The 21674-nt window shown below is 52.5% G+C and carries 20 protein-coding genes; 12 read left to right on the forward strand and 8 right to left on the reverse strand.

All coding sequences use genetic code 11. The features are described from left to right. The first annotated feature begins 42 nt into the window (after window positions 1–42). The 9 genes from phnC (at window position 43) to CDH47_RS13075 (ending at window position 7770) form a co-directional block, all read left to right on the forward strand. On the forward strand, window positions 43–837 hold the full coding sequence (gene phnC, locus CDH47_RS13035; RefSeq protein WP_100640337.1) for a phosphonate ABC transporter ATP-binding protein: 795 nt from the start codon (window positions 43–45) through the stop codon (window positions 835–837). Continuing rightward, entirely contained in the window at window positions 834–1652 is an 819-nt protein-coding gene (gene phnE / locus CDH47_RS13040) for a phosphonate ABC transporter, permease protein PhnE (protein ID WP_100640338.1), read from the forward strand. Before phnC ends, phnE (CDH47_RS13040) begins: the two co-directional genes overlap by 4 nt. Beyond that, a complete protein-coding gene (gene phnE, locus CDH47_RS13045) occupies window positions 1646–2455 on the forward strand; it encodes a phosphonate ABC transporter, permease protein PhnE (RefSeq protein WP_100640482.1) in 810 nt (269 codons plus the stop codon). Before phnE (CDH47_RS13040) ends, phnE (CDH47_RS13045) begins: the two co-directional genes overlap by 7 nt. Window positions 2456–2527: 72 nt before the next feature. Further along, window positions 2528–3301, forward strand: coding sequence for an HAD-IIB family hydrolase (locus CDH47_RS13050; protein WP_100640339.1), 774 nt, complete (start codon window positions 2528–2530; stop codon window positions 3299–3301). A gap of 16 nt (window positions 3302–3317) precedes the next feature. Then, the gene (locus CDH47_RS13055) at window positions 3318–4100 is read left to right on the forward strand and encodes a DeoR/GlpR family DNA-binding transcription regulator (RefSeq protein ID WP_100640340.1); all 783 of its coding nucleotides are present in this window, start codon (window positions 3318–3320) and stop codon (window positions 4098–4100) included. A gap of 71 nt (window positions 4101–4171) precedes the next feature. Beyond that, a complete protein-coding gene (locus CDH47_RS13060) occupies window positions 4172–5428 on the forward strand; it encodes a glycerophosphodiester phosphodiesterase family protein (protein ID WP_100640341.1) in 1257 nt (418 codons plus the stop codon). Window positions 5429–5449: 21 nt separating this feature from the next. Next, window positions 5450–6988: a glutamate synthase-related protein gene (locus CDH47_RS13065; RefSeq protein WP_239985775.1), complete on the forward strand. Its 1539-nt coding sequence runs from the start codon at window positions 5450–5452 to the stop codon at window positions 6986–6988. Between the two features lie 36 nt (window positions 6989–7024). Further along, the gene (locus CDH47_RS13070) at window positions 7025–7366 is read left to right on the forward strand and encodes an MliC family protein (RefSeq protein ID WP_100640343.1); all 342 of its coding nucleotides are present in this window, start codon (window positions 7025–7027) and stop codon (window positions 7364–7366) included. A 29-nt stretch (window positions 7367–7395) separates the two neighbouring features. After that, window positions 7396–7770 (forward strand): YajD family HNH nuclease, encoded by a 375-nt coding sequence (locus CDH47_RS13075; protein ID WP_100640344.1) that lies wholly within the window; start codon window positions 7396–7398, stop codon window positions 7768–7770. Between the two features lie 46 nt (window positions 7771–7816). On the opposite strand, the gene CDH47_RS13080 is transcribed toward CDH47_RS13075, so the two are convergent. The 4 genes from CDH47_RS13080 to CDH47_RS13095 form a co-directional block, all read right to left on the reverse strand. Continuing rightward, the gene (locus CDH47_RS13080) at window positions 7817–8722 is read right to left on the reverse strand and encodes a GGDEF domain-containing response regulator (protein ID WP_100640345.1); all 906 of its coding nucleotides are present in this window, start codon (window positions 8720–8722) and stop codon (window positions 7817–7819) included. Between the two features lie 8 nt (window positions 8723–8730). Then, window positions 8731–11421 carry an MHYT domain-containing protein gene (locus CDH47_RS13085; RefSeq protein ID WP_100640346.1) on the reverse strand — a complete coding sequence of 897 codons (2691 nt, stop codon included), beginning with the start codon at window positions 11419–11421 and terminating at the stop codon, window positions 8731–8733. A 119-nt stretch (window positions 11422–11540) separates the two neighbouring features. Further along, the gene (locus CDH47_RS13090; RefSeq protein ID WP_100640347.1) at window positions 11541–12239 is read right to left on the reverse strand and encodes a class I SAM-dependent methyltransferase; all 699 of its coding nucleotides are present in this window, start codon (window positions 12237–12239) and stop codon (window positions 11541–11543) included. Window positions 12240–12339: 100 nt separating this feature from the next. Next, window positions 12340–13095 (reverse strand): DUF1499 domain-containing protein, encoded by a 756-nt coding sequence (locus CDH47_RS13095; RefSeq protein WP_100640348.1) that lies wholly within the window; start codon window positions 13093–13095, stop codon window positions 12340–12342. Window positions 13096–13214: 119 nt separating this feature from the next. Here CDH47_RS13095 and CDH47_RS13100 point away from each other — a divergent pair, with 119 nt between their 5' ends. Beyond that, window positions 13215–13481 carry a DksA/TraR family C4-type zinc finger protein gene (locus CDH47_RS13100; RefSeq protein WP_100640349.1) on the forward strand — a complete coding sequence of 89 codons (267 nt, stop codon included), beginning with the start codon at window positions 13215–13217 and terminating at the stop codon, window positions 13479–13481. A gap of 12 nt (window positions 13482–13493) precedes the next feature. Here the strand turns inward: CDH47_RS13100 and CDH47_RS13105 are convergent, their stop codons facing one another. Beyond that, window positions 13494–15563 (reverse strand): dehydrogenase, encoded by a 2070-nt coding sequence (locus CDH47_RS13105; RefSeq protein WP_100640350.1) that lies wholly within the window; start codon window positions 15561–15563, stop codon window positions 13494–13496. A gap of 178 nt (window positions 15564–15741) precedes the next feature. Between CDH47_RS13105 and CDH47_RS13110 the strand changes: the two genes are divergently transcribed. Continuing rightward, entirely contained in the window at window positions 15742–16755 is a 1014-nt protein-coding gene (locus CDH47_RS13110) for a class I fructose-bisphosphate aldolase (RefSeq protein ID WP_100640351.1), read from the forward strand. A 7-nt stretch (window positions 16756–16762) separates the two neighbouring features. Here CDH47_RS13110 and CDH47_RS13115 read toward each other — a convergent pair whose 3' ends face one another. The 3 genes from CDH47_RS13115 to htpG all read right to left on the reverse strand — a co-directional run bounded on the left by CDH47_RS13115 (window position 16763) and on the right by htpG (window position 19951). After that, window positions 16763–17752, reverse strand: coding sequence for a tRNA dihydrouridine synthase (locus tag CDH47_RS13115; protein WP_100640352.1), 990 nt, complete (start codon window positions 17750–17752; stop codon window positions 16763–16765). 83 nt (window positions 17753–17835) lie between these two features. Next, a complete protein-coding gene (locus tag CDH47_RS13120; RefSeq protein WP_100640353.1) occupies window positions 17836–18054 on the reverse strand; it encodes a DUF2835 domain-containing protein in 219 nt (72 codons plus the stop codon). A gap of 4 nt (window positions 18055–18058) precedes the next feature. Further along, entirely contained in the window at window positions 18059–19951 is a 1893-nt protein-coding gene (gene htpG / locus CDH47_RS13125) for a molecular chaperone HtpG (RefSeq protein WP_100640354.1), read from the reverse strand. 297 nt (window positions 19952–20248) lie between these two features. Between htpG and CDH47_RS13130 the strand changes: the two genes are divergently transcribed. Next, complete coding sequence (locus CDH47_RS13130; protein ID WP_100640355.1) at window positions 20249–21526, forward strand: M48 family metalloprotease; 1278 nt, start codon at window positions 20249–20251, stop codon at window positions 21524–21526. The last annotated feature ends 148 nt before the right edge of the window (window positions 21527–21674 follow it).

Below are 21674 nucleotides of genomic sequence, written 5' to 3' on the forward strand. Positions count from 1 at the left end.
GCCTCTGGCAACCCGCCAGAGGCTCTACCCGGAGTTAAACACATGTTAGAGATCACCAACCTCGTAAAACGTTACGGGCAAAACGAACCTGTGCTAAAAGGCCTGAACCTGAAGGTGGAAGGTAGCAGTGTTGTGTCCATCGTCGGCGCATCCGGTGCAGGTAAAAGCACCCTGTTGCGCTGCATCAACCGGTTGGTTGAGCCAACGTCGGGTTCGATCAAGCTGAACGGCCACGAGTTGGTCAATCTTCGCGGAAGCGATTTGCGTCATTCTCGTCGGCGCATTGGTATGGTTTTTCAGGGCTTTAACCTGATTGACCGGCTAACTGTGATGGAAAACGTGCTCTCCGGGCGTTTGGGTTATGTGTCTTTCTTTCAGGCTTTGACGCGCCGCTTCCCACAATCGGATATCGACCGCGCGTTCAGTCTTATGGAGCGTGTGGGTATCGCCCATTATGCCGATAAGCGTGCCGACCAGCTTTCCGGTGGTGAACGCCAGCGTGTTGCGGTAGTGCGTGCGTTGATGCAAGAGCCTGAAATTCTTCTGGCAGATGAACCAACAGCCTCGCTGGACCCAAAAACATCGCAGCAGATCATGAGCCTGCTGCAAAGCCTAGCCAGTGAAATGTCCTTGCCAGTGCTGATCAACATTCACAACGTTACTCAGGCGCGTATGTACACCGACCGTATTGTTGGTATGCGTCACGGGCAGATGATTTTTGACGGTGAACCAAAAGACTTCAATCAGGATGCATTGGATGCCATCTACGGTGGTATTGAATCGCCAGAAGAAGATGCCGGTGAACCCGCATCCCCAACTGAGGAGGCTTCGGCATGACACCCGGCAACACTGCATCCGGCGCACAGCCGGGCAGGGTCTGGAAAAAGCCGCCTTTTATAGCCAATCCCTGGATTCGCTATGGACTGGTGGCGCTTACCCTGGCCTACCTGTACTGGGCATTCTCTACCCTGCCCTTTGACTGGCAGCGTATCGCTGAAGGCTTGCCCCGTGCCGGCAAGATTTTTGGCGGCGCTTTTCCTCCCAGCTTTGAGCGCGCCAGTTTGTTATGGACGGGCTTCAAAGAAAGCTTTCAGATCGCATTTTTGGCGACCATGCTGGGTGTTCTTCTGTCTGTACCCATTGCGGTTATGGCGGCCAGAAACGTAGCGCCTCTGCCTGTTTATCTGGTAGGACGCACGCTTATTATCGTCTCCCGCAGTTTTCACCCGGTTATCGTAGCCATTCTGTTTGTCGCCGCCGTGGGCTTTGGTCCAATGGCCGGCATTCTTACCCTGACCCTTTATTCCATCGGCTTCGTTGCCAAATTGTTGGCTGAAGAGATTGAGGAAATCGACTGGGGCCAGGTTGAAGCCATGCGATCAGTGGGCGCCGGTTATATGAAGATTCTGGTGTATGGGGTTTTCCCGCAGATCATGCCCCGCCAGATCGGCCTGTCTATGTATCAGCTCGACAGTAACCTCCGTGCTTCGGCCGTCGTCGGCATTGTGGGCGCCGGTGGTATCGGTGGCACGCTGATGAACGCCTTTGGCCGTTACGATTACGATTTCGCCTTTGCCATTTTGCTGATGATTATTGCGATCATTCTGGTCAGTGAAGGCTTGAGCGGATGGGTGAGGAAAAAAGTATGGTAGATCACGCTGCAAAACTGACCGATCGGGTCTGGTCGCGCTACGACCGTAAAGAACAAATTACGCGCTATGTGGTCTATCTGCTCACCTTGATGGCGGTTGTATGGGCGGTGCGTGACATCGACATCTTCTGGCCCTGGGTGTGGGATGCCCCTAACCAGATTCAAAGCCTGGGCGCTCGCATGTGGCCGCCGGAGTTCAGCAAGTGGGATGCAATATTTTCCGCCATGCTGGAAACCGTCCACATCGCCACGTTGTCTACCATGCTGACAATCTTCATCGCCTTGCCGGTGTCTTACATTGCCGCGCAAAACACCACACCGAACAAGGTTACGCTGTGGATTGGCCGGTTTATTCTGGTATCCAGCCGCTCCGTGAACACCATCATTTGGGCGTTGTTGTTCGTAGCCATTTTCGGGCCCGGTGTACTGGCTGGCATTCTGGCGGTGATGTTCCGCTCTGTGGGCTTCATCGGCAAGCTGATGGGCGAAGCCATTGAAGAAATCGATCGTCGCCCCGTTGAAGCCATGGAAGCCACAGGCGCCAGCAAGATGAAAGTGGTGCTCTATGCGATTGTACCTCAGGTAATGCCGGCATTTTTCGCCATCATTATTCTGCGCTGGGACATCAACATTCGCGAATCCACTGTATTGGGGTTGGTGGGTGCTGGTGGAATCGGGGTGCTGCTGCAGGGTTCAATCGACATGTTCGCTTGGCAAACCGTTGCAACTATCCTGCTCGCCATTGTTGTTTTGGTCATTCTGGGCGAGGCGCTGACCAGCGTCCTGCGCAAAAAAGTGATCTGACCTTGAGCAGTTTGTCGCCCGAGGATGCTTTCGGGCGACAAAAGCTGCCGCTGTAACTGGAAATGCCTTTCTATGAAAAACAGTATTGATTTTGGCAAGGCCGATATTCTTTTTACCGATGTGGACGATACACTCACCACTGGTGGCCGGCTTCTGCCAGAAACCTATCTCGCACTTTGTCGCCTGGCTGACGCAGGTATCAGTATCATCCCGGTAACCGGCGGCTGTGCTGGCTGGTGCGACCAGATTATTCGTACCTGGCCGGTAAAAGCCGTTATTGGTGAGGGGGGCGCTTTTTATGCTGAGCGCACTGCCCCACAAACCATTAGTTGGCACTTCTGGGAAAACGAAGCCAAACACCGCCGCGACCAGCAAGCAATATTAGACGCTGTGGCCGCGTTGGATCTGGACTTTGAGGCCAAGTTGGCCACGGATCAGCCCTTCCGTTTTGTGGATGTGGCGGTGGACTACAACCAACAGGAATCACTCACACCTGAACAGGTGGCGGCCATCCACGACCCGCTGGTTGCTCAGGGCTTCAGTGTTCGGCAAAGCTCTATCCACATCAACATTTGGGTCGGCGATTTCGACAAGTCCACTATGTCGCTTCGTGTGGGAAAAGAACTGCTGGGTCTTGATACTGAAGCCTTGCAGAAACGCTCTGTTTTTATCGGTGATGCACCGAATGACGAGAGCATGTTCCGCAGTTTTCCAATGAGTGTTGGCGTGGCCAATATTCGCAAGCATTTACCCGATATGGTCCACCAACCAGCAACGATTGTTGGCCAGCCCTCGGGTCTGGGCTTTGCTGAAATGGCAGAGGCCTGGCTGCAACATCGTAACTGATTGAGCACATAATCTGATGAGCGCCAAAGAACGCCAGCGTTGCATCCTGGAGTGGGTGCATGAACAGGAGCATGTCGAAGTTGAAGACATTGCTCAGCGCTTTGGTGTTACCACGCAAACCATACGGCGCGACATCAACAAGCTGTGCGAGCTGGGGTTGTTGCGCCGTCGTTACGGTGGCGTCAGCTTACCCGCAAAACCAGCGCCAGCCTTGACTTTCAGGCAAGATGACGGGGTGCCCAACCAGCTGGCCAAGCAGCGGATGGCCCAACGAGTTGCGGAAGACATTCCCGAAGGCGCCACAGTCAGTCTGGGCTTAGGCAGTACCGTTGAGCTTGTCGCCCAGGCGCTTACCCACCATCAATCACTTCGCATATTGACCAACAACTTCAAGGTTGCCGCGGCCCTTTCGGCTAATCCTGGTATTGAAGTTATTGTGTCGGGTGGCATATACCGACACAATCATCACGATGTAGTTGGCCCTGAGGTCACCAACTTTTTCAGTTCGTTCACCACCGACTTCGGGATTTTCAGCACCGGAAGCATGGATCTGGAATACGGCCTGATGGACCACGAGATTCGCGAAGCTGAAGCTAGCCGCTCAATCATAGCCAATACCCGAATTCGTATTCTGGTGGCCGACCAGAGCAAGTGGACCATGAACTCACATTGCAAGGTTGCGTCATTCAAGTACGTTGACCGCTTTTATACTGACTCACTCCCCCGCCAACAGAGGGCAAACCTGCCCGATTCCGTTGCCATCATCGAATGCGAAGAATCACAGCCTTTGATTAGTTGACCGCTACACAAGCGCCGACTAATGTGAAGCTCGAGCAACTCACCGGAATAAAAATACAGAAGGACTCTGTTATGAAGCGCACGTTTACCCTGTCCCTGCTTTTTGGTTCTCTTGTGGCTGTATCTGGCTGCAGTACGTTTAATCACGATGCGAATGCACCTGAAGCCACGCCTGAGGAGAGTGAGCAAACACTGATTCAACTTGGCCCCCGTCCTTATTTCCTGGTCAACAACATGGATGAGGGGAAACTGAAAAAGGCGCTACAAGCGTGTGAATCCAAGCCGGTAGCCTCATCTGCGTTTTCCATCGGCCACCGGGGCGCGCCTATGCAATTCCCCGAGCATACCCGCGAATCCTATATTGCGGCAGCTCGCATGGGCGCAGGGATTGTTGAGTGCGATGTAGCTTTTACCAAGGACAGGGAGCTGGTGTGTCGCCACGCCCAGAATGACCTGCACACAACTACCAACATCGTGGCGGTACCGGAACTGAACGCCAAGTGCACCAAGCCCTTCACTCCTGCAGACCCAGCCACCGGCAAGAAGGCTGTAGCCGAATGCCGCACCAGCGACATTACGCTGGCTGAGTTCAAATCCCTCAGGGGCAAGATGGATGCCTTTAACCCGGATGCCACCACGCCTGAAGAATATCTTGGCGGCACGGCTGACTGGAGAACGGATTTGTACTCCACAAACGGCACAGTCTTAAGCCATCGTGAAAGCATCGAACTGCTCAAGGATCTGGGCGTGCAATTCACCCCGGAGCTGAAAACACCTGTGGTCGACATGCCCTTTGAAGGCGACTACACACAACAGGATTATGCCCGGCAGATGATCAACGATTACGTTGAAGCAGGGGTTAAGCCGAACGATGTGTGGCCTCAATCGTTCTTGCTGGACGATGTGACTTTCTGGATCAATGAAACACCGGAATTTGGCAAGCAGGCGGTCTTCCTTGATGAAGCCGATCACACCCCCGAAAACCAATCTCTGGAATACATGGAAAGCCTGGTTCAACAAGGGGTTCCTGTACTGGCACCCGCAATCTGGAAAATGCTGACTCTGAGCAGCAACAACGAAATTGTTCCCTCTGAGTACGCAATGAACGCCAAAGCGGCCGGTCTTGACCTGATCGGCTGGTCCCTGGAGCGCAGCGGGCCACTAAACACTGGCGGCGGGTGGTACTATCAGAGCGTTACCGACGCCATCAACAATGATGGTGATATGTTTACAGTGATCGATGTGTTGGCGCAGGAAGTGGGTGTAATCGGCATCTTCTCGGACTGGCCCGCCACCACAACCTATTACGCCAACTGCATGGGCATATAAGCTGATTCCTGGAGTTAATTGATGAACCCGATCGTAGCGAATAACAGGCCGGTAAAAATCGACCTCACAGAGGGTGAAGAATATTACTTTTGCACCTGTGGTCGTTCCAATAACCAGCCGTTTTGTGATGGTTCTCACGTGGGCACCGAGTTTAAACCACAACCCTTTATGGCTGAAAAGTCTGGCGATGCATTTCTGTGCCAGTGCAAGCATTCGGCAAACCTGCCGTTTTGCGATGGTACTCATAAGCAATTTGATGCCGATGCTGTTGGCAAAGAGGGGCCTGGCATTCAAGCCGGTGCGGGTGAGATTCCCGTGGCTAGTGCTACCGTGGAAGAGCCTACGGTCGAGTTCATACATCAGTTGGCCAGGGATGGCTTATCCAAAATGGGGCACCATGGCCCTATGACCTCCATGGGGGTGCCCCGTCACATGCTTCCCCATTGGGATGACCTCCAGGTGATGACGGCACAAATGGCCACTCAGCCCTTGCTTGAAGACGTTGCCGTTCGTACCGAGCTGGTTATTGGCCCAAGAGCTAAAAAGCCCTTGAAGCTTAAAATTCCTCTGCTTGTTTCCGATATGAGTTTCGGAGCGCTGTCTGAAGAAGCCAAGCTGGCTTTGGCGAAAGGCGCGGAACTGGCCGGTACAGGAATCTGCTCTGGCGAAGGCGGAATGCTGCCAGAAGAACAAGCCGCTAACTCCCGTTATTTTTACGAATTGGCAAGCGCACAGTTCGGGTATGACGAAGAGAAACTGAAAGGTGTTCAGGCGTTTCACTTCAAGGGCGGCCAAGGCGCTAAAACCGGAACCGGTGGCCACCTGCCAGGTAATAAAAACGTTGGCAAAATTTCGGAAGTGCGGGGCATTCCAGAAGGCGAGCCTGCAGTATCTCCACCCACGTTTGTACATTTACACTCGGCAGCAGATTTCAGGAAATTTGCTGACCGGGTTCGTGAGATAACGGGTGGCATTCCCATAGGCTTTAAACTAAGTGCCAACCATATCGAGAAAGACATTCAGTTTGCCCTGGATGCCAGCGCCGACTACATCATATTGGATGGACGGGGCGGCGGCACGGGTGCGGCACCGGAGATGTTCCGGGATCACATCAGTGTCCCCACCATACCTGCGCTGGCCCGGGCACGGCGCTACCTGGATGAGCAAGGGGTTGGCGGCGATGTTACCCTGATCATTACCGGTGGGTTGCGTACGCCTATGGATTTTGTAAAGGCCCTGGCTCTGGGTGCTGATGGAGTAGCCATAGCAAACAGTGCTATGCAATCAATAGGCTGCGTGGCGGCTCGCATGTGTAACACAAACAACTGCCCTGCCGGCATAGCCACACAAAAGGCCGATCTTCGACAGCGTTTGAATGTTGAGAAATCAGCAACTCAGCTGAAGAATTTCTTTGAGGCGTCGGTAGAGCTTATGCAGGTTATGGCCAGAGCTTGTGGCCACGATGCGCTTAAATCGTTCAATAATGACGATTTGGCAACTTGGCATCGAGACATGGCTTTGTTATCAGGTGTGAAGTATTCCGGGTTTATCGAACCTTAAGTGTCTTGTCACCCTCACTAACAATTGGAGACCAGTATGAGAATTTATGCCCCAGTAACGCTAGCATCTGCCCTGCTCTTGGCTGCGTGCGGAAGCGCCCCGCAAAATAATACGAATACCCAAGCGGTGCATAATTATCAGTGCGACAGCGGCAATACGGTTGCTGCAACCTACCCTTCAAGCGACTCGGCGAAAATTGAGTACAAGGGCAGTACATATTCAATGCAAATCGCCGTGTCCGCCAGCGGTGCCCGTTACGTTGGGGACGACCTGGAGTGGTGGACAAAGGGTTCCGGTTCCGGATCTGAAGGCACCCTCCTCCACCACTTGGATGACAACACCTCAGGTGAAATCATCGAGAGTTGCACTAAATCCTGAAACATTCGTCCCTACGATAGGTAACCTTGATGAGCCAGAACGTCAGCAATACCAACAAGGTGGATAGACTGCTGGCTGAGCAGCGCGACTATATTGCAAAGCGCGAAAGTGGCTATCGTGAACGGGCTCTGAAAATGTACCCTTGGGTGTGCGGGCGTTGTGCCCGCGAGTTTACTCGCATAAATCTGCGGGAGTTGACTGTGCATCATGTTGATCATGACCACGACAACAACCCCGCAGACGGCAGTAACTGGGAATTGCTTTGCGTGTACTGCCACGATGAAGAACACAGCAAGTTTGAGGACTTCGTGCGCTACGGGGGCAGTTCCGAAAAACGGCGGGAAGTGGCTACGCACAACCCATTTGCAGGCCTGAAGGACGCACTTCAGAAGAAAAATGAGTAGCTTTTTCACTAGGCACTGAGATGCAAACCTCTTATTCTCTGGCAAACTATACCGTCACACTGACCTTGTTTCGGCCTTGTTGTTTAGCTATATAGAGCATTTCATCTGACCTTTTCAGGAGGTCATCAGGCCCAATTTCATCTGAGGGTATGGTGGTTGCTCCACCAACACTCACGGTAATTCTATCGCTTAGAGCGTTGCCAGCATGGCGTATCTCCAACGCTTCAACCGCATGGCGACAGTTTTCACTGATGGTAGCCAAACTCTCAGCCGTTGTATCCGGCAATATCAACGCAAATTCTTCACCGCCAAATCGTGCACAAATGTCAGGTGCACGTCGCACACAGCTACTCAGAGCGTGTGCAATAGCGCGTAAGGCCGAATCACCCGCCGCATGGCCATAGCTATCGTTATAGGCTTTAAAGTTATCCACATCGATCATGGCGAGCGACAGCGGAGACTGATCGCGCTTACAACGCCTCCACTCAGCGTCCAACGCTACATCGAAGCGTCGCCGGTTTGGAATACCAGTAAGTGGATCCTGAACTGCCAGGAGTTCCAGTTGCTTGCGCTGATTGATCAACTGTATATGGTTTTTTACACGGGCTTGCACAATCGGTGCGCGTAACGGTTTGGTTATGTAATCAACCGCTCCCATCGCGAGCCCCGCTTCTTCTTCACTTTCAAGAGTTAGTGCCGTCAGGAAAATAATGGGGATGTGCATGATCAGCGGGTGCTTTTTGATCGTTTTGAAAAGCTCAAATCCATCCACCCGGGGCATCACTATATCCAGTAGTATAAGATCGGGCTGGTGCTTTATCGCACGCTCCATCGCTTTATCGGCATCACTGGCCAGAATGATCCGGTAATCCGATTTGAGAATCTCAGTAATGAACTGGCGACTTATTCGATCATCATCAACAACGAGAATCTTGTTCGGTTCAGGACGCATGAGGTGACCTATTGTCGCGGGCGAGTGGTTTGGCGTGCTTCTGGCTGCATGATTGATTCTTTCAGGCTCTTGGCTTCACTGAGAGCTCGCTCATAATCCGTGTCTGATATCGCACTCTTTATCCGGCGGGCAGTTTTGCTTTCGGGGTGCAGCTCTAACAATAACATCAGCACCTCTGCCGACGACTCTGCCTGGTGGTCATCTTCTTTAAGTTGTCCTATTAGTTTCTTCAGTTGCGTCTGAATCCCGTTGTAATTAACGCTACCGTTAGACATTGCAGGTTCTTCGTTATTGTTTGACCGGGATGGCACCTTGAGAGATACGCGCTGATCCAGCTCCCTCCTGGCCACCAGCCAAGCGAGTTGGAGCTCAGAATCGAATGCGCTGACGAGCTCTTGCCCAGGAATCTGTGAACGTTTCAGAAGCGCTTCAACCTGAATGGCGTGTTGACTCAACCGGGTATTGCCGAGATATGCACCTCCGGACTTTATTCCGTGTGCCAGAAAGGTAGCGCTTTCCAGGTCGTTATTATCTAGCAGATGTTGCAGTGAGCTTTTATCCGGATGGTAAGTGTCGCAAAAACTTGCAAGCATTCCATGGGTCAGTTCTGCTGCGCCAGAGACTCGGACAATTTCACTCCGCACGCTTTGAGAGGGTTCTTGGTTTGTTGAGCTCAGGTAAGCAACCTTCTTGCTTACATTATCATCCTTGGAGGCCGGGCCTTTATGCTGTAGGCAATGATGAATCGACAGGGCTAGTTCGTCTTCATCAAAAGGCTTGGTAATGTGTTGGTTCATACCTGCCTGAAGGCTCTTTGTTTTGTCTGTCGGCAAAGCGTGTGCTGTCATGGCAATAATCGGGAGGTCTGAATCGGGCCAGCGCTTGCGGATTTCCCTGGCTGCCGTTAATCCATCCATGTTCGGCATTTGGATATCCATCAACACCAAATCATATTCGGCCTGCTCGAGTTTTTTCAAACAGGCTCTTCCATCGGTCGCTAAATCAACAATGATTCCCATTGATTCCAGTGTTTCAGTGGCTACTTGCTGATTAAAGGCATTATCTTCTACCAATAGAACGCGGGCGCCTACGATGTGTGCCAGCGCAACCATGGCATCGCCACCCCCTGACACAGTAGCAAAAGGCATATTCTGAGACGGCGTTTTCTCATTTTTCTGGCTATGTGCCCTTTCCATCCGAAGGTTGAAGTGGACCGCCGTGCCCAGATTTGGCGAACTTTCTACCCAGATCCTTCCATCCATCAACTCACACAGTTGTTTGCAGATGGCTAACCCAAGACCTGTGCCGCCAAATTTTCGGGTAATGCTGTTATCTGCCTGGTTGAAAAGGTCGAATATGCTGTCTATTTGGTCACTGGTCATCCCGATACCACTATCCCGCACCAAGCATTCCAGAACCACCGTATTACCAATGGATTCTTGTGCATCAATCGAGACGGTGACGACGCCCCGTTCGGTGAACTTGATAGCATTAGTTACCAGGTTGGTCAGTATCTGATTAAACCGTAAAGAGTCTCCATAAAGTCGTATTGGAACCCTCTTCTCGATTTGAACAGCTAGCTCCAGGTTTTTTTCCTTTGCCTTATGCTCGAAAAGATTGTGGATGTTCTGGCTTACTTCATCGATCGTAAACTCCCTTGGATCCAGCTGGAGTTTGCCCGCCTCAATTTTCGAGAAATCAAGAATATCGTTAATAATCGTAAGCAAGTTTTGAGAGGCTGTGTTGATTTTATTGAGGTAGTCCGCTTGCCTGGGCGTAACGTCTGTTCTCAGGGCGAGACGCGCCATACCAATAACAGCGTTCATAGGTGTTCGAATCTCATGGCTCATCTGGGCCAGAAAATTGGCCTTTGCCTGCGCTGCGGCTTCTGCATCCCGCGCTGCTGCCTGAAGGCGAACAAACATTCCGTTGATACTGGTAGAAATCATGGCCGTCAGAGACAGACCGACGGTTAACGCCGTAACAATGATCGTGAGAGCTTCGTGATCCAACTCATGGGGCATGGCCGGCGCATCTGGATTGCTCAGAAAAATAGCCGCTTGCATACCTATGTAGTGCATCCCACTAATCGCCAGCCCCATAATAGGTGCCGAGATAAAAAGCCGATTCAGCGTTTTTGAGTTACCGATAAGGAGCGACGTATTGCGTGAATACAAGGATACAATCGCGAGAGCTACCGCCGTTATGATCGATAGTGCGAATATCCAGGGATCGTAAACCAGTGTGAAAGCGCCAGTCATGGCGGCCATGCCGACATAGTGCATGGTGCCGATTCCAACACCCAGAAACAGGCCGCTTACCAATGTGCTTTTTCGACTTTGTTGCTTTTTGGACAACTGGAGCAAGGCAATAAAGCTGGCCAATATTGCAGGTACAATGGATAGCAGTGTTAAGCCCATGTGGTGCTGAGCCGGTACCGGAAGCGTGAAAGCAAGCATCCCAATGTAATGCATGGACCATACAGCACAACCCAGGGTCAGAGACCCCGCCAATAGCCAGACTGTTTTGGTGAGGCGTGATATAGACGACTGGATCGATATAACAATCGTTAAACCAGCATAGGCCCCCATCCAGGCGACCAGGAAAGAGCAGAGAACCAGCCAATAACTATAATCCAGGCTGAGGGCATTCAGTGCAGCATCGCCAGAAGTAGCGAAACGTAGTTTTACAAGATCCATTTGAGCACTGCCACTATCGTGTAATGCTACAACTATAGAGTTGATCAAAGTCAATCTCAATCGTACTTTTGTTGCTTGCCGTAAAGAAGCATATTGAGCTGAAAAAGGTGCCAAGTAGCTCAGGCATTACCGCTTGGTTTAGAAGCTGATGGGCTTTGTATTTCACCCCGCCATAATTTAAGCACGTGTCCTTTGAAAGGTTTTTCCAAGTAGTCCGTATGTTCAGGTTTCTCCTCAGAAAAGCTAAACCCATGGGTTTCCATCCGACGCCTGAATTTGCTCTTTCTGCCTCTTCCCGGGTCCACCAGAATCACTTCACAGGTCGGTTTGGAGTGCCGGTTGATAAAGTCGGCCAACAGGTTTACATGCTCATCTTCATACAGCACATCACTACCAATGATAATGTCGAATAAGCCGAGATCACTGGTTTTATCTGCCCAATCAAGGCGCTGATATCCTATCGGTTTGCCGTGATTGAGTTCCGTATTCCGTTCCAGAAAAACACCCACCTCAGGATGATAGTCGGTGGCGGTAATGTCATCGTTGCGCTGATTCAACAGCAGGCTCGACAGCGCCATTCCGCAGCCAACTTCCAACACTCTCTTGCCCTCCGTTGGATGGTTCACAATATGGTGGGCAAGCACCAGGCTTGAGGGCCAGATAACCCCAAACAGGGGCCAGGTCGCAGAGGAAATGCCCAGTTTGAGGGCAACGTCGTTTGGATCGTCAAACTGCTGATTATCACGCAGGGTGCAAACGTGAATATCCACGTTTCCGAACTCAATGGTTTGGTAGCGAAGACGCAGAGGTGATTTCATTATGGGTCACACTGAAGGAGTTAGGCCCGCCAGCCTGTTAGATGAAGCGGAAATTCCTGTTCTTGAGGAGTATAGCCCCTATCTCCTATGAACCACGATTTTATTGCTTCGCCAACTCCTCAAGAAAATCCTGAATCCGCTCGGCGTTAGTGCCGAGGTCGCTCTTCCCCAACCTGGATGCAGAACGCATATCTACTTGTACACCTTGATCTGTTTCTGTCATGCGGATGACTACATCATCTTTAAAGCCGAACCAGCGAGTGGTCGCGGTGGCTTCAATCGTACTGTCGGTAGTTCCTGCGATCTCCCAGCCACGAGCCTGGATGTTTGCTTTCGCTATGGCCATGGCAGAAGCCAAGGGCATGCCCAGAGTAATCGGTTTTAAATGGGGGTAAGCCAATTGCTGCTGGCGGGCGGTTTCCGCTCCCGGGTAATCCACAGCATTGGGCGCTTTCTCCCGGGCTGCAGCCAACCTGTTGAAGGCGGGAGGGTTTTGCATATCGGTGGTGATGTCGTGGATGGGCGGCACGCTTTGGGCCCGTTGCTTCATTTGCATGGGCATAGCAATCATGGCAACGACAGCCAGGCTTACCAGCGCCCCGACCAGTGCTGGTCGCCATCGGCGCAGTACGCCGGCAAGAACCAAAGTAATTATTCCTGACACAGCAGCAGCTATTGCCAGTTGCGCACCTTGTCGGAGCCAGGTGAACGAGGTACCCAGCTCTATCCACTCTGCCTTGTAAGCAGGCCCTGCAACGGCCATCAAGATACCGGCAACAATCAACAGGATTATGGCAAGCCATGCGGTCATGAGTGGCCATTTTCCACCGCGTTGAGGCGTGTTGGCTTTTGACATTATTTGAATTCCTTTTTAGACACTGCTGTTTCTTTACGCTGGATCACCTTAGCTCGATCACCAGAGCTTTGGTATGCTGGGTGCACACAATCGGTGAAGCCTTGCTCAGGAGGCATGTTATGGCTGGTGGCTGGACCCGCGACGGGGCTGTACAGGATCAGATTGATGCAAGTGTTGAAGACGCCGTGGCCGAAGCCCGTAGCCGGCTGACTACGGGAGAGAGCGCGGAATTCTGCGAGGAGTGTGACTGCCCGATTCCCGAGGCACGACGCGATGCCATTCCAGGTGTCCGTCTGTGTGTAGATTGCCAGGCAGCTCTGGAAAAAGACGAAATGAATTTTGGCGGCATTAATCGCCGTGCCAGTAAGGATAGCCAGCTTAGGTAACTTGGCCCCTGATTACAGGTCTACAGCTTCCCCGGCATCACTCTTTGCCGCCAATACACTCACCCGCTCGAAATCTTCGTCACTGAACACGCCATTGACGCCGGAGATGGCCGCCAGGCTCATACCGTGCTTCAGCCCCAACTTGTAAATATCCCGCACCTTTTCCCACTCAATGTTGCGGCCAAGTGTGAAGTTTTCGAACCGCCCCTCCAGGGCCAGCACTATGGTTTCTGCCAGGCAAGCGTAAGCAACCCCATCCGGCAAACCGATGTTTTTCATGTAGACATCGTTGCCCGGCAACTGCACTTCTCCGGATTCAATTACCAGTACATCGGGCCGTTTTGCTACATCTTCCGCCGATATATCCAGAGGGCGGGCCACATCCGTGATTACGCAGCCGGGCTTTACCCTGGTGATATCCAGGATTCTTTTGCCCGCTCCGGAGGTGGCCGTCACAATCATATCCATGTCTTCTATATCCCGGTCGGCGGAACCAGCCACGTGTACGATAGCGCCCGGGGTTTCCTGCTCAATACTTTCTTTCAAAGCCAGCAACTTGGCGGGCTCTGGCGCTGCCAGGTAAATCTCATCCACCGCTTTAGCCAGCAGGCGTGCACACACGGACCCAATCGCGCCAGTCGCGCCTACTACCATGGCCTTGCCGGCCATCTTTCCGCTTTCACCAATTTGGGCGCGGCCAATTAATTTTACCGCATCCTTGGCCGCCCAGAGCGCACCGGATGCGCTATAGCTATTGCCTGTGGTGATAGGCAGCGGTGCACGTTTGGCAACAGTAATGCCGGCGTCTCCGACTACTTTGGTAAAGGCACCCAAGCCCATAATTTGTGCGCCAAGCTTTTTTGCCAGGTTAGCTGCGGTCAGCAATCGACTGTAGGTAAATTCAGGGTCGTGGGCCATGATTTCTTTAGGTGTGCCACCTACGGTAATCAACCAGCCTTCCACTTCGTCTCCGGTGGGCGATTTGATGCCGGTGACTTTGGAATAGATAAATGGAGGCGCATAGGCTACGGCTTTTTCCACCAGGTTCATCACCATGGGGGGTGACACACTGGCAACCCAGTCCAGCGGTCGTGTTTTGGTCAAGTACTGTTGTGACAGCGGGTGAATCACGAACGCAAAGCGGTTTATCCGGCGATAGCCGTTGGGGTAAAGGATACGAGGCTCTATACCCAGACTCTGGATCACACCAAGATAATCGTCTGCACCCAGCTGCTCTGGCGAACGCGACAGTGCCGCACTGATCATGGCCTCCAGAACGTTCACACCCACAGGCCGACCTTCCAGCCAAGGGCTGTAGTCCACCACCATGGCGACCTTGCGGGAACGCATCCAGTCCAAAGCCTCTTCCGATACGCGGGAGGTGATAACGGTTTTGCCATCCAGCTCTTTGTGGGTGAACTCAGCCAGGTCTCCCATGTGGCCAACAATTACATGTGAATCTTTTACTGCCTGATGCAGTGATCCTTTGACCAGCCCTTCCCCAAGACGATAAAGAGGCGTACGGAGCACAGTATCAAGCGCTTTTACAGCGGTTGGATGGAACATTATCGGCGCTGTCAGCGAGCTGTAGGTTTCAAGCTGTTTGAGGGAGGTAAGCAACCGCGGCACGCCGAAGTCCATATAAGGATCGGCAAAAAACAGGTTATCGGTGTGTTCGGAAAGGGCTTTTGCCACTCGGTAGCCAGCCTGCCCATTCAGGAAGAGCACCCTGGCGTTATCAAAGAAGTGCCCGAGTTCTGCCTGAGTCTGGCGCACGGCCCACTCCTGGAGAATACCCCGCAGCCCAGCTCCACTGGTTATTGGCTTGTCTGGAATACAGGCTTCGAGCATGGCAGTATCAGGGTGTTCCAGCTTCACAGAGCCTACCTGATAATGATCGGAAACCATGCTGAGACCGAAGGCATCTGCGCGTTCGTGATAGGTTTTAAGAAGCGCAACAGCGCGGGAAAGATCCCCGTCGGTGCCGGCGCGAATAACTCTGAATGACTTCCCCAGAAACTCGGTTTCCAGATCATAATCGTATTCGGATGAACTCTGACTTACGCTGATAACCGTTTTCATACCCAATCCCTGTATATAGCTTGAATAGATATAGCCTAGGACAATGTATCGACGGCTGCTTTAGCACAGGTCAAATTTCATCCAGCATGGTGGCAACTATACTCCAATGAACAGGCTACACTAATGCGATAGCACTCCAAACCTTTTCGATGAGACACCGTTTTCAACAGGAGCCGGTATGAGTATACGAGCCGAACTGCACTCAACAATTCAGGCCCTCGTTCAGCCAGGTAAAGGCATTCTCGCCGCAGATGAAAGCCACCCCACCATCGCCAAGCGATTCAGCGCCGTTGGCGTTGAATCCACAGAAGAGAAACGCCGGGAATATCGCAGCCTGATTCTCTCTGCCCCCGGGCTTGGTGAATTCATTAGTGGCGTGATTCTTTTTGAGGAAACCCTGGGTCAGAACAGCCTCGACAACACGCCAATCTCGAAGTTGCTGGAAACCCAAGGCATTGTGCCGGGCATCAAGGTAGACAAGGGTAAGAAGCCGCTGGTTAATGCCTCCGGCGATGAAATAACCTACGGTTTGGACGGCCTGGATGACCGGCTGGAAATTTATAGGAATCAGGGCGCCCGCTTTGCCAAGTGGCGCGCTGTGTATAATATTTCTGCTACTTTACCATCGCGCCAGGCAGTGGAAGCCAACGCTGAACTGCTGGCGCGGTATGCAGCGCTCTGCCAAGCCGCAGGCATTGTGCCCATTGTGGAGCCAGAGGTTCTGATTGATGGCGACCATTCCATCGAACGGTCTGCAGAAGTGAATGAAATCGTTATTGCAGAAGTTTTCAGCGCGCTTCGCCGCCATCGGGTTCAACTGGAGTACATAATCCTGAAGCCGAGCATGGTAACGCCCGGTAAAGGATGCGCCAAGGCGCCTCCCGAGAACGTTGCGGAAGCTACGTTGCGGGTATTCCGGAGAGTTGTTCCAGCGGCAGTTCCGGGAATCAATTTTCTATCTGGAGGTCAAACACCCGAAGAAGCCACTCGCAACCTGAGTGCAATGAACAGCCTTGGCCAACAACCCTGGTACTTGAGCTTTTCCTATGGCCGTGCGCTACAGGAACCCGCGCAGAAAGCCTGGGCGGGTGATCTGGGCAACCGTTCCGCAACACAGTCTGCAGTGCTTAAACGTGCGAGGCTAAATGGTGCGGCAACCCAGGGCTTGTACACGACTGACATGGAGGCCTGAAGGTAAATCAGGCTGCCCGAACGGCAGCCTTGGAACAAGCAATAGAGGCCGGAACTGGCAAGTCCAGGCACGCCAGCATAGGCGCAACTTCGCGAATCTTGCGAGCCTGCGGCCATAGTGCCTCGGCCTCGGGAAAACCTTGCCGCAGAAAGTTCAGCCACTGTTTGATACGGCCAGTTACGTACTTGTCTTCAAGCCAGCCTTGAAGCACTGAGGCGTACTCTTTCACCAAGGCCACTGCTTCTGGCCAGGCCATGTCTACACTCTCTTCGTTTTGCTGACTGGCCTTAATCTTGAGGGCTAAATCCGGCCTTGCGATCAGGCCGCGGCCAATCATCACGTCTTCACAGCCAGACACTTCCCGGCAACGCCAGTAGTCCGCTACCGTCCAGATCTCACCGTTGGCGATCACTTTGCATTTAACAGCTTCGCGAGCCTTGGCGATTTCTTCCCAGTAGGCCGGCGGCTTGTAGCCATCCACCTTGCTACGGGCATGGATAACAATCTCTTCTGCCCCGGCGGCTTCCAGTGCCTGAGCACAGGCCACACCCATGGAGCGATCGTCATACCCCAGTCGCATTTTGGCGGTTACCGGCACGCCTGCAGGAACGGCCTTGCGCACGCCGGCAACAATGTTGTGCATCAACTCGGGCTCTCGCATTAGCACACAACCGCCCTTGTGCTTGTTCACCGTTTTGGCGGGGCAACCAAAGTTAATATCCACTTGGGTAGCGCCAAGCTCTGCGGCTCTTTTGCCGTGCCAACCCATTTGCTCGGGGTCTGAACCCAGCAACTGAACAGCAACAGGTGTGCCCACCTGTGTAAGCGAACTATTATGCAGTTCGGGCGCAAACTTGTAGAAAACCCGCGGGGGTAACATGCTGTGGGTCACTCGGATAAACTCAGTTACGCAACGGTCTATTCCGCCAACTTTTGTTAGCGTTTCCCGAATAGGTGCGTCAACCAGCCCTTCCATCGGGGCAAGAATTATCCGCATGGTGTCTCCACAGGTTGAAAAGTATTGCTCAGTTTTTGAGCGGAGGGGGATTGTAGGCAATTCAGAGGTAGGTTGGTAGCCCTTCAGAGTCGCTCAACGGTCTGAAATTTACCTTGGTCATCAAAGAGAATTCGGAAAGAACCGCGAACTCCGTCATTCAGATAAAAACGGGAGAGGATACGGGCCGGGAAGCGGACAGAGCGTCCGTCCCGGGCCGTAGCGTGAACATCGGTAGCAACGCCCTGGTAGAATTTTATCCACTCATCAGGGCTGATGCTGACATCCACAATAATCTGGTGCATGGGCTTAGTTAGCCAGTTCCAGCAACAGACGGTTCAAGCGGGTTACGTAGGCACCCGGATCCTGCAACTGCTCACCGCTGGCCAATGTGGCCTGATCCAGCAGAACAGCAGAAAGCTCGTTGAAGCGCTCATCGCCCTTCTCGCTTTCCAGGCGCTGAACCAGTGGGTGATCTACGTTGATTTCAAAGATTGGCTTGCTGTCGGGAACCTTCTGGCCCGCTGCTTCCATGATCTTCTTCATCTGGGCCCCCATATCAAAGTCACCCGTTACCAGACACGCCGGTGAATCTGTCAGGCGGTTAGTAACCCGCACTTCCTGAACCCGGTCGGTAAGAGCTGTTTTGATACGCTCCAGAAGCTCTTTGTGCTCTTCAGCCGCTTCTTCTTTGTGCTTCTTGTCTTCTTCGGTTTCCACATCGCCGAGGTCAAGATCGCCACGGGCAACGTCCTGGAACTGCTTTTCGCTGTACTCGTTGAGGTAGCCCATCATCCATTCGTCAATACGATCAGAGAGAATCAGAACCTCAATACCCTTCTTGCGGAAGACTTCCAGATGCGGGCTGCTCTTGGCGGCCATGAAATTATCAGCAGTGATGTAGTAGATCTTGTTCTGACCTTCTTTCATGCGCTCAATGTACTGGTCCAGAGATACGTTCTGGGTGCTCTCACCTGTGTGGGTGGAGGCAAAGCGCAGCAGGCCGGCAATTTTCTCGCGGTTGCTGAAGTCTTCAGCAGGGCCTTCTTTCAGAACGGTGCCAAATTCATCCCAGAACTTCTGGTATTCGTCAGCATCTTTCTTGGACAACTTGGAAAGCATATCAATCACGCGCTTGGTGAGCGCAGTACGGATGCTGTCTACGGTTGCGTCGTTCTGCAAAATTTCACGGGACACGTTCAGAGACAGGTCGTTGGAGTCCACAACACCCTTGGCAAAGCGCAGGTACAACGGCAGGAACTGTTCTGCGTCGTCCATGATGAATACGCGCTGAACGTACAGTTTCAGGCCGCGAGGCGCTTCACGGTTGTACATGTCGAACGGCGCACGGGCCGGAATGTACAGCAGGCTGGTGTAGTCCAGTTTGCCCTCTACTTTGTTGTGGGACCAGGTTAGCGGGTCTTCAAAGTCGTGAGCAATGTGCTTGTAGAACTCTTTGTATTCCTCGTCTTTGATTTCTGTACGAGGCAGTGTCCAGAGCGCGGTTGCGTCGTTAATGGTTTCGTCTTTCGGCTCTTCGCCTTCTTCGGTGGGCTCGGATTTCATGATCACCGGGAAGGAGATGTGATCGGAATACTTTTTCACCAGATTGCGCAGGCGGAAGCCGTCAGCAAACTCGGTGGCATCCGGCTTCAGGTGAATCACGATTTCAGTGCCGCGCTTTTCACGGGTAACCTGCTCGATGGTGAATTCGCCATCGCCAGCCGATTGCCAGTGCACGCCCTCTTCTGCTGGCGCGCCAGCACGGCGGGTGAATACGTCTACCTTGTCGGCAACAATGAAGGCGGAATAGAAGCCTACGCCAAACTGGCCGATCAGCTGGCTGTCTTTCTTTTCATCGCCTGAGAGCTGCTTGAGGAATTCTGCGGTGCCAGAGCGGGCTATGGTGCCCAGGTTCTGCACAACGTCTTCACGGCTCATGCCGATGCCGTTGTCAGTCAGGGTAATGGTGTTGGCTTCTTTGTCGAAATCGAGGCGGATTTGCAGGTTTGAGTCGCCTTCGTACAGGCCGTCGTCTTTTAAGGCGGCGAAGCGCATTTTATCTGCGGCATCGGAGGCGTTGGAGATCAGTTCCCGAAGGAAAATTTCCTTGTTTGAATACAGGGAATGGATCATCAGGTGAAGTAGTTGTTTTACTTCGGTCTGGAATCCTAACGTCTCTTTTTTTGATTCAACTGTCATTTATTTGTCTCTCCTGCAATCGACATGTGAGGTGAACACGGGAACAAGGGCCTTGCTCTCGTGTTATCCAGCTTGTGAGTTCGTCTAGCAGGAAAATGGGGTCTCTCGGAGGGTTTTCAAGCCCCTAAAGTGGATCGGATCAACCTTCTACCAAGAAGTGTGCCGGCTGCTGTTGAGATATGATCATCCATTCAGAGCAAACCCGGGGCTCATACGCAGGTTTTGAGTCGACAGTGTTTAAAGCAGGCAGTAGCCGTGTAATTATAGATGCCAGGAATTTAATCACAGGAGTCGATAGTGAAAACCACCGCCTTTCAACGCTGTGCACCATTTATTGCACTTTTGCTGTTTCTTGCAGGCTGTTCTGTAAACCCGGTGACTGGGGAGAAACAGCTTTCGCTGATTGGCGAGAGCGACGAGCTCGCCATGGGGGCGGAACAATATACGCCCACCCAACAGACTCAAGGTGGGCAATTCTACATCGATCCTGAGCTTACGCTTTACGTCAGAGAAGTTGGCCATAAGATCGCACGGGTGAGTGACCGCCCCGACCTGCCCTATGAATTTGTAGTGCTCAACAGCAGTGTGCCCAACGCATGGGCTTTGCCAGGTGGAAAGATTGCCATTAACCGTGGGTTGCTTACGCAGCTGGACGATGAAGCACAGCTTGCGTCTGTGCTTGGCCATGAGATTGTGCATGCCGCGGCGCGCCACAGTGTTCAGCGAATGCAAAAAGGAATGCTGATCAGCGCTGGTGTGGCCGGTTTGGGCTTTGCCCTTTCAGATAATGAATGGGCAGGCTTGCTGATGGGTGGCGCTGCGGTAGGTGCACAGCTTGCTCTGGCACAGTATGGCCAGGGCGACGAGCTGGAGTCGGATTACTACGGCATTGTTTACATGAAAAAAGCCGGATACGACCCTCTAGCAGCCGTAGAACTTCAGGAACTTTTCCTGAAACTGTCCCAAGGTCAGCAAGCAGGGTTTGTGGATGGTCTCTTTGCCACACACCCGCCATCAGCAAAGCGCGTTCGAGAGAATAACAAGTTGGCCAATGAATTAGGGGTCGGGGGGTACCGTGGGGCAGATGTTTACAAAAAGAAGACGGCCATTCTTCGCAAAACGCAACCTGCTTACAATGCCCACGATGAAGCCATGGAACTGGCCGCTGGTGGTGACATGAGCGGTGCTCTGAAAAAGGTCAATGAAGCAATCAACCTGCTACCCCGTGAAGCCATGTTCTATTCCTTGCGTGGCCGCATCTATCAACAGCAGAAACAGCCAGACAAAGCTCAGGCTGATTTTGATAAGGCGGTCTCCCTGTATCCGGAGATGTTCGTTTATCGTCTGCACAATGGCCTGACTGCACTGCAGCTCAATAATCTGAGCAAAGCCCGAGAGAATCTGAACAGAGCAAACCAGGTGGTGCCCACTTCCATAGCTTTTTTGCGGCTAGGTGATATTGCGGTAAAGGACAACAATCGCAGTGAAGCCATCGCTTACTACCGTAAAGCAGCGGAATCCAGTGGCGAGATTGCTGAGGAAGCTCGGCGAAAACTGGCGGCTCTCTCTCAATAGCCCCTCGATTCAACATGAAACAAAAGGTCGAACTCCATGGGATTTCGACCTTTTTTCGTTTAAAGGCCATGATTTACTGAGAAAGCAAAGCGTTGCAGTCATCATGGTCATTGACTTCTAGAGCAATAACTCTAAAAATTAACGATCA

This window comes from Marinobacter salexigens (assembly GCF_002806945.1).
GTDB classification, from domain to species: Bacteria; Pseudomonadota; Gammaproteobacteria; order Pseudomonadales; family Oleiphilaceae; genus Marinobacter; species Marinobacter salexigens.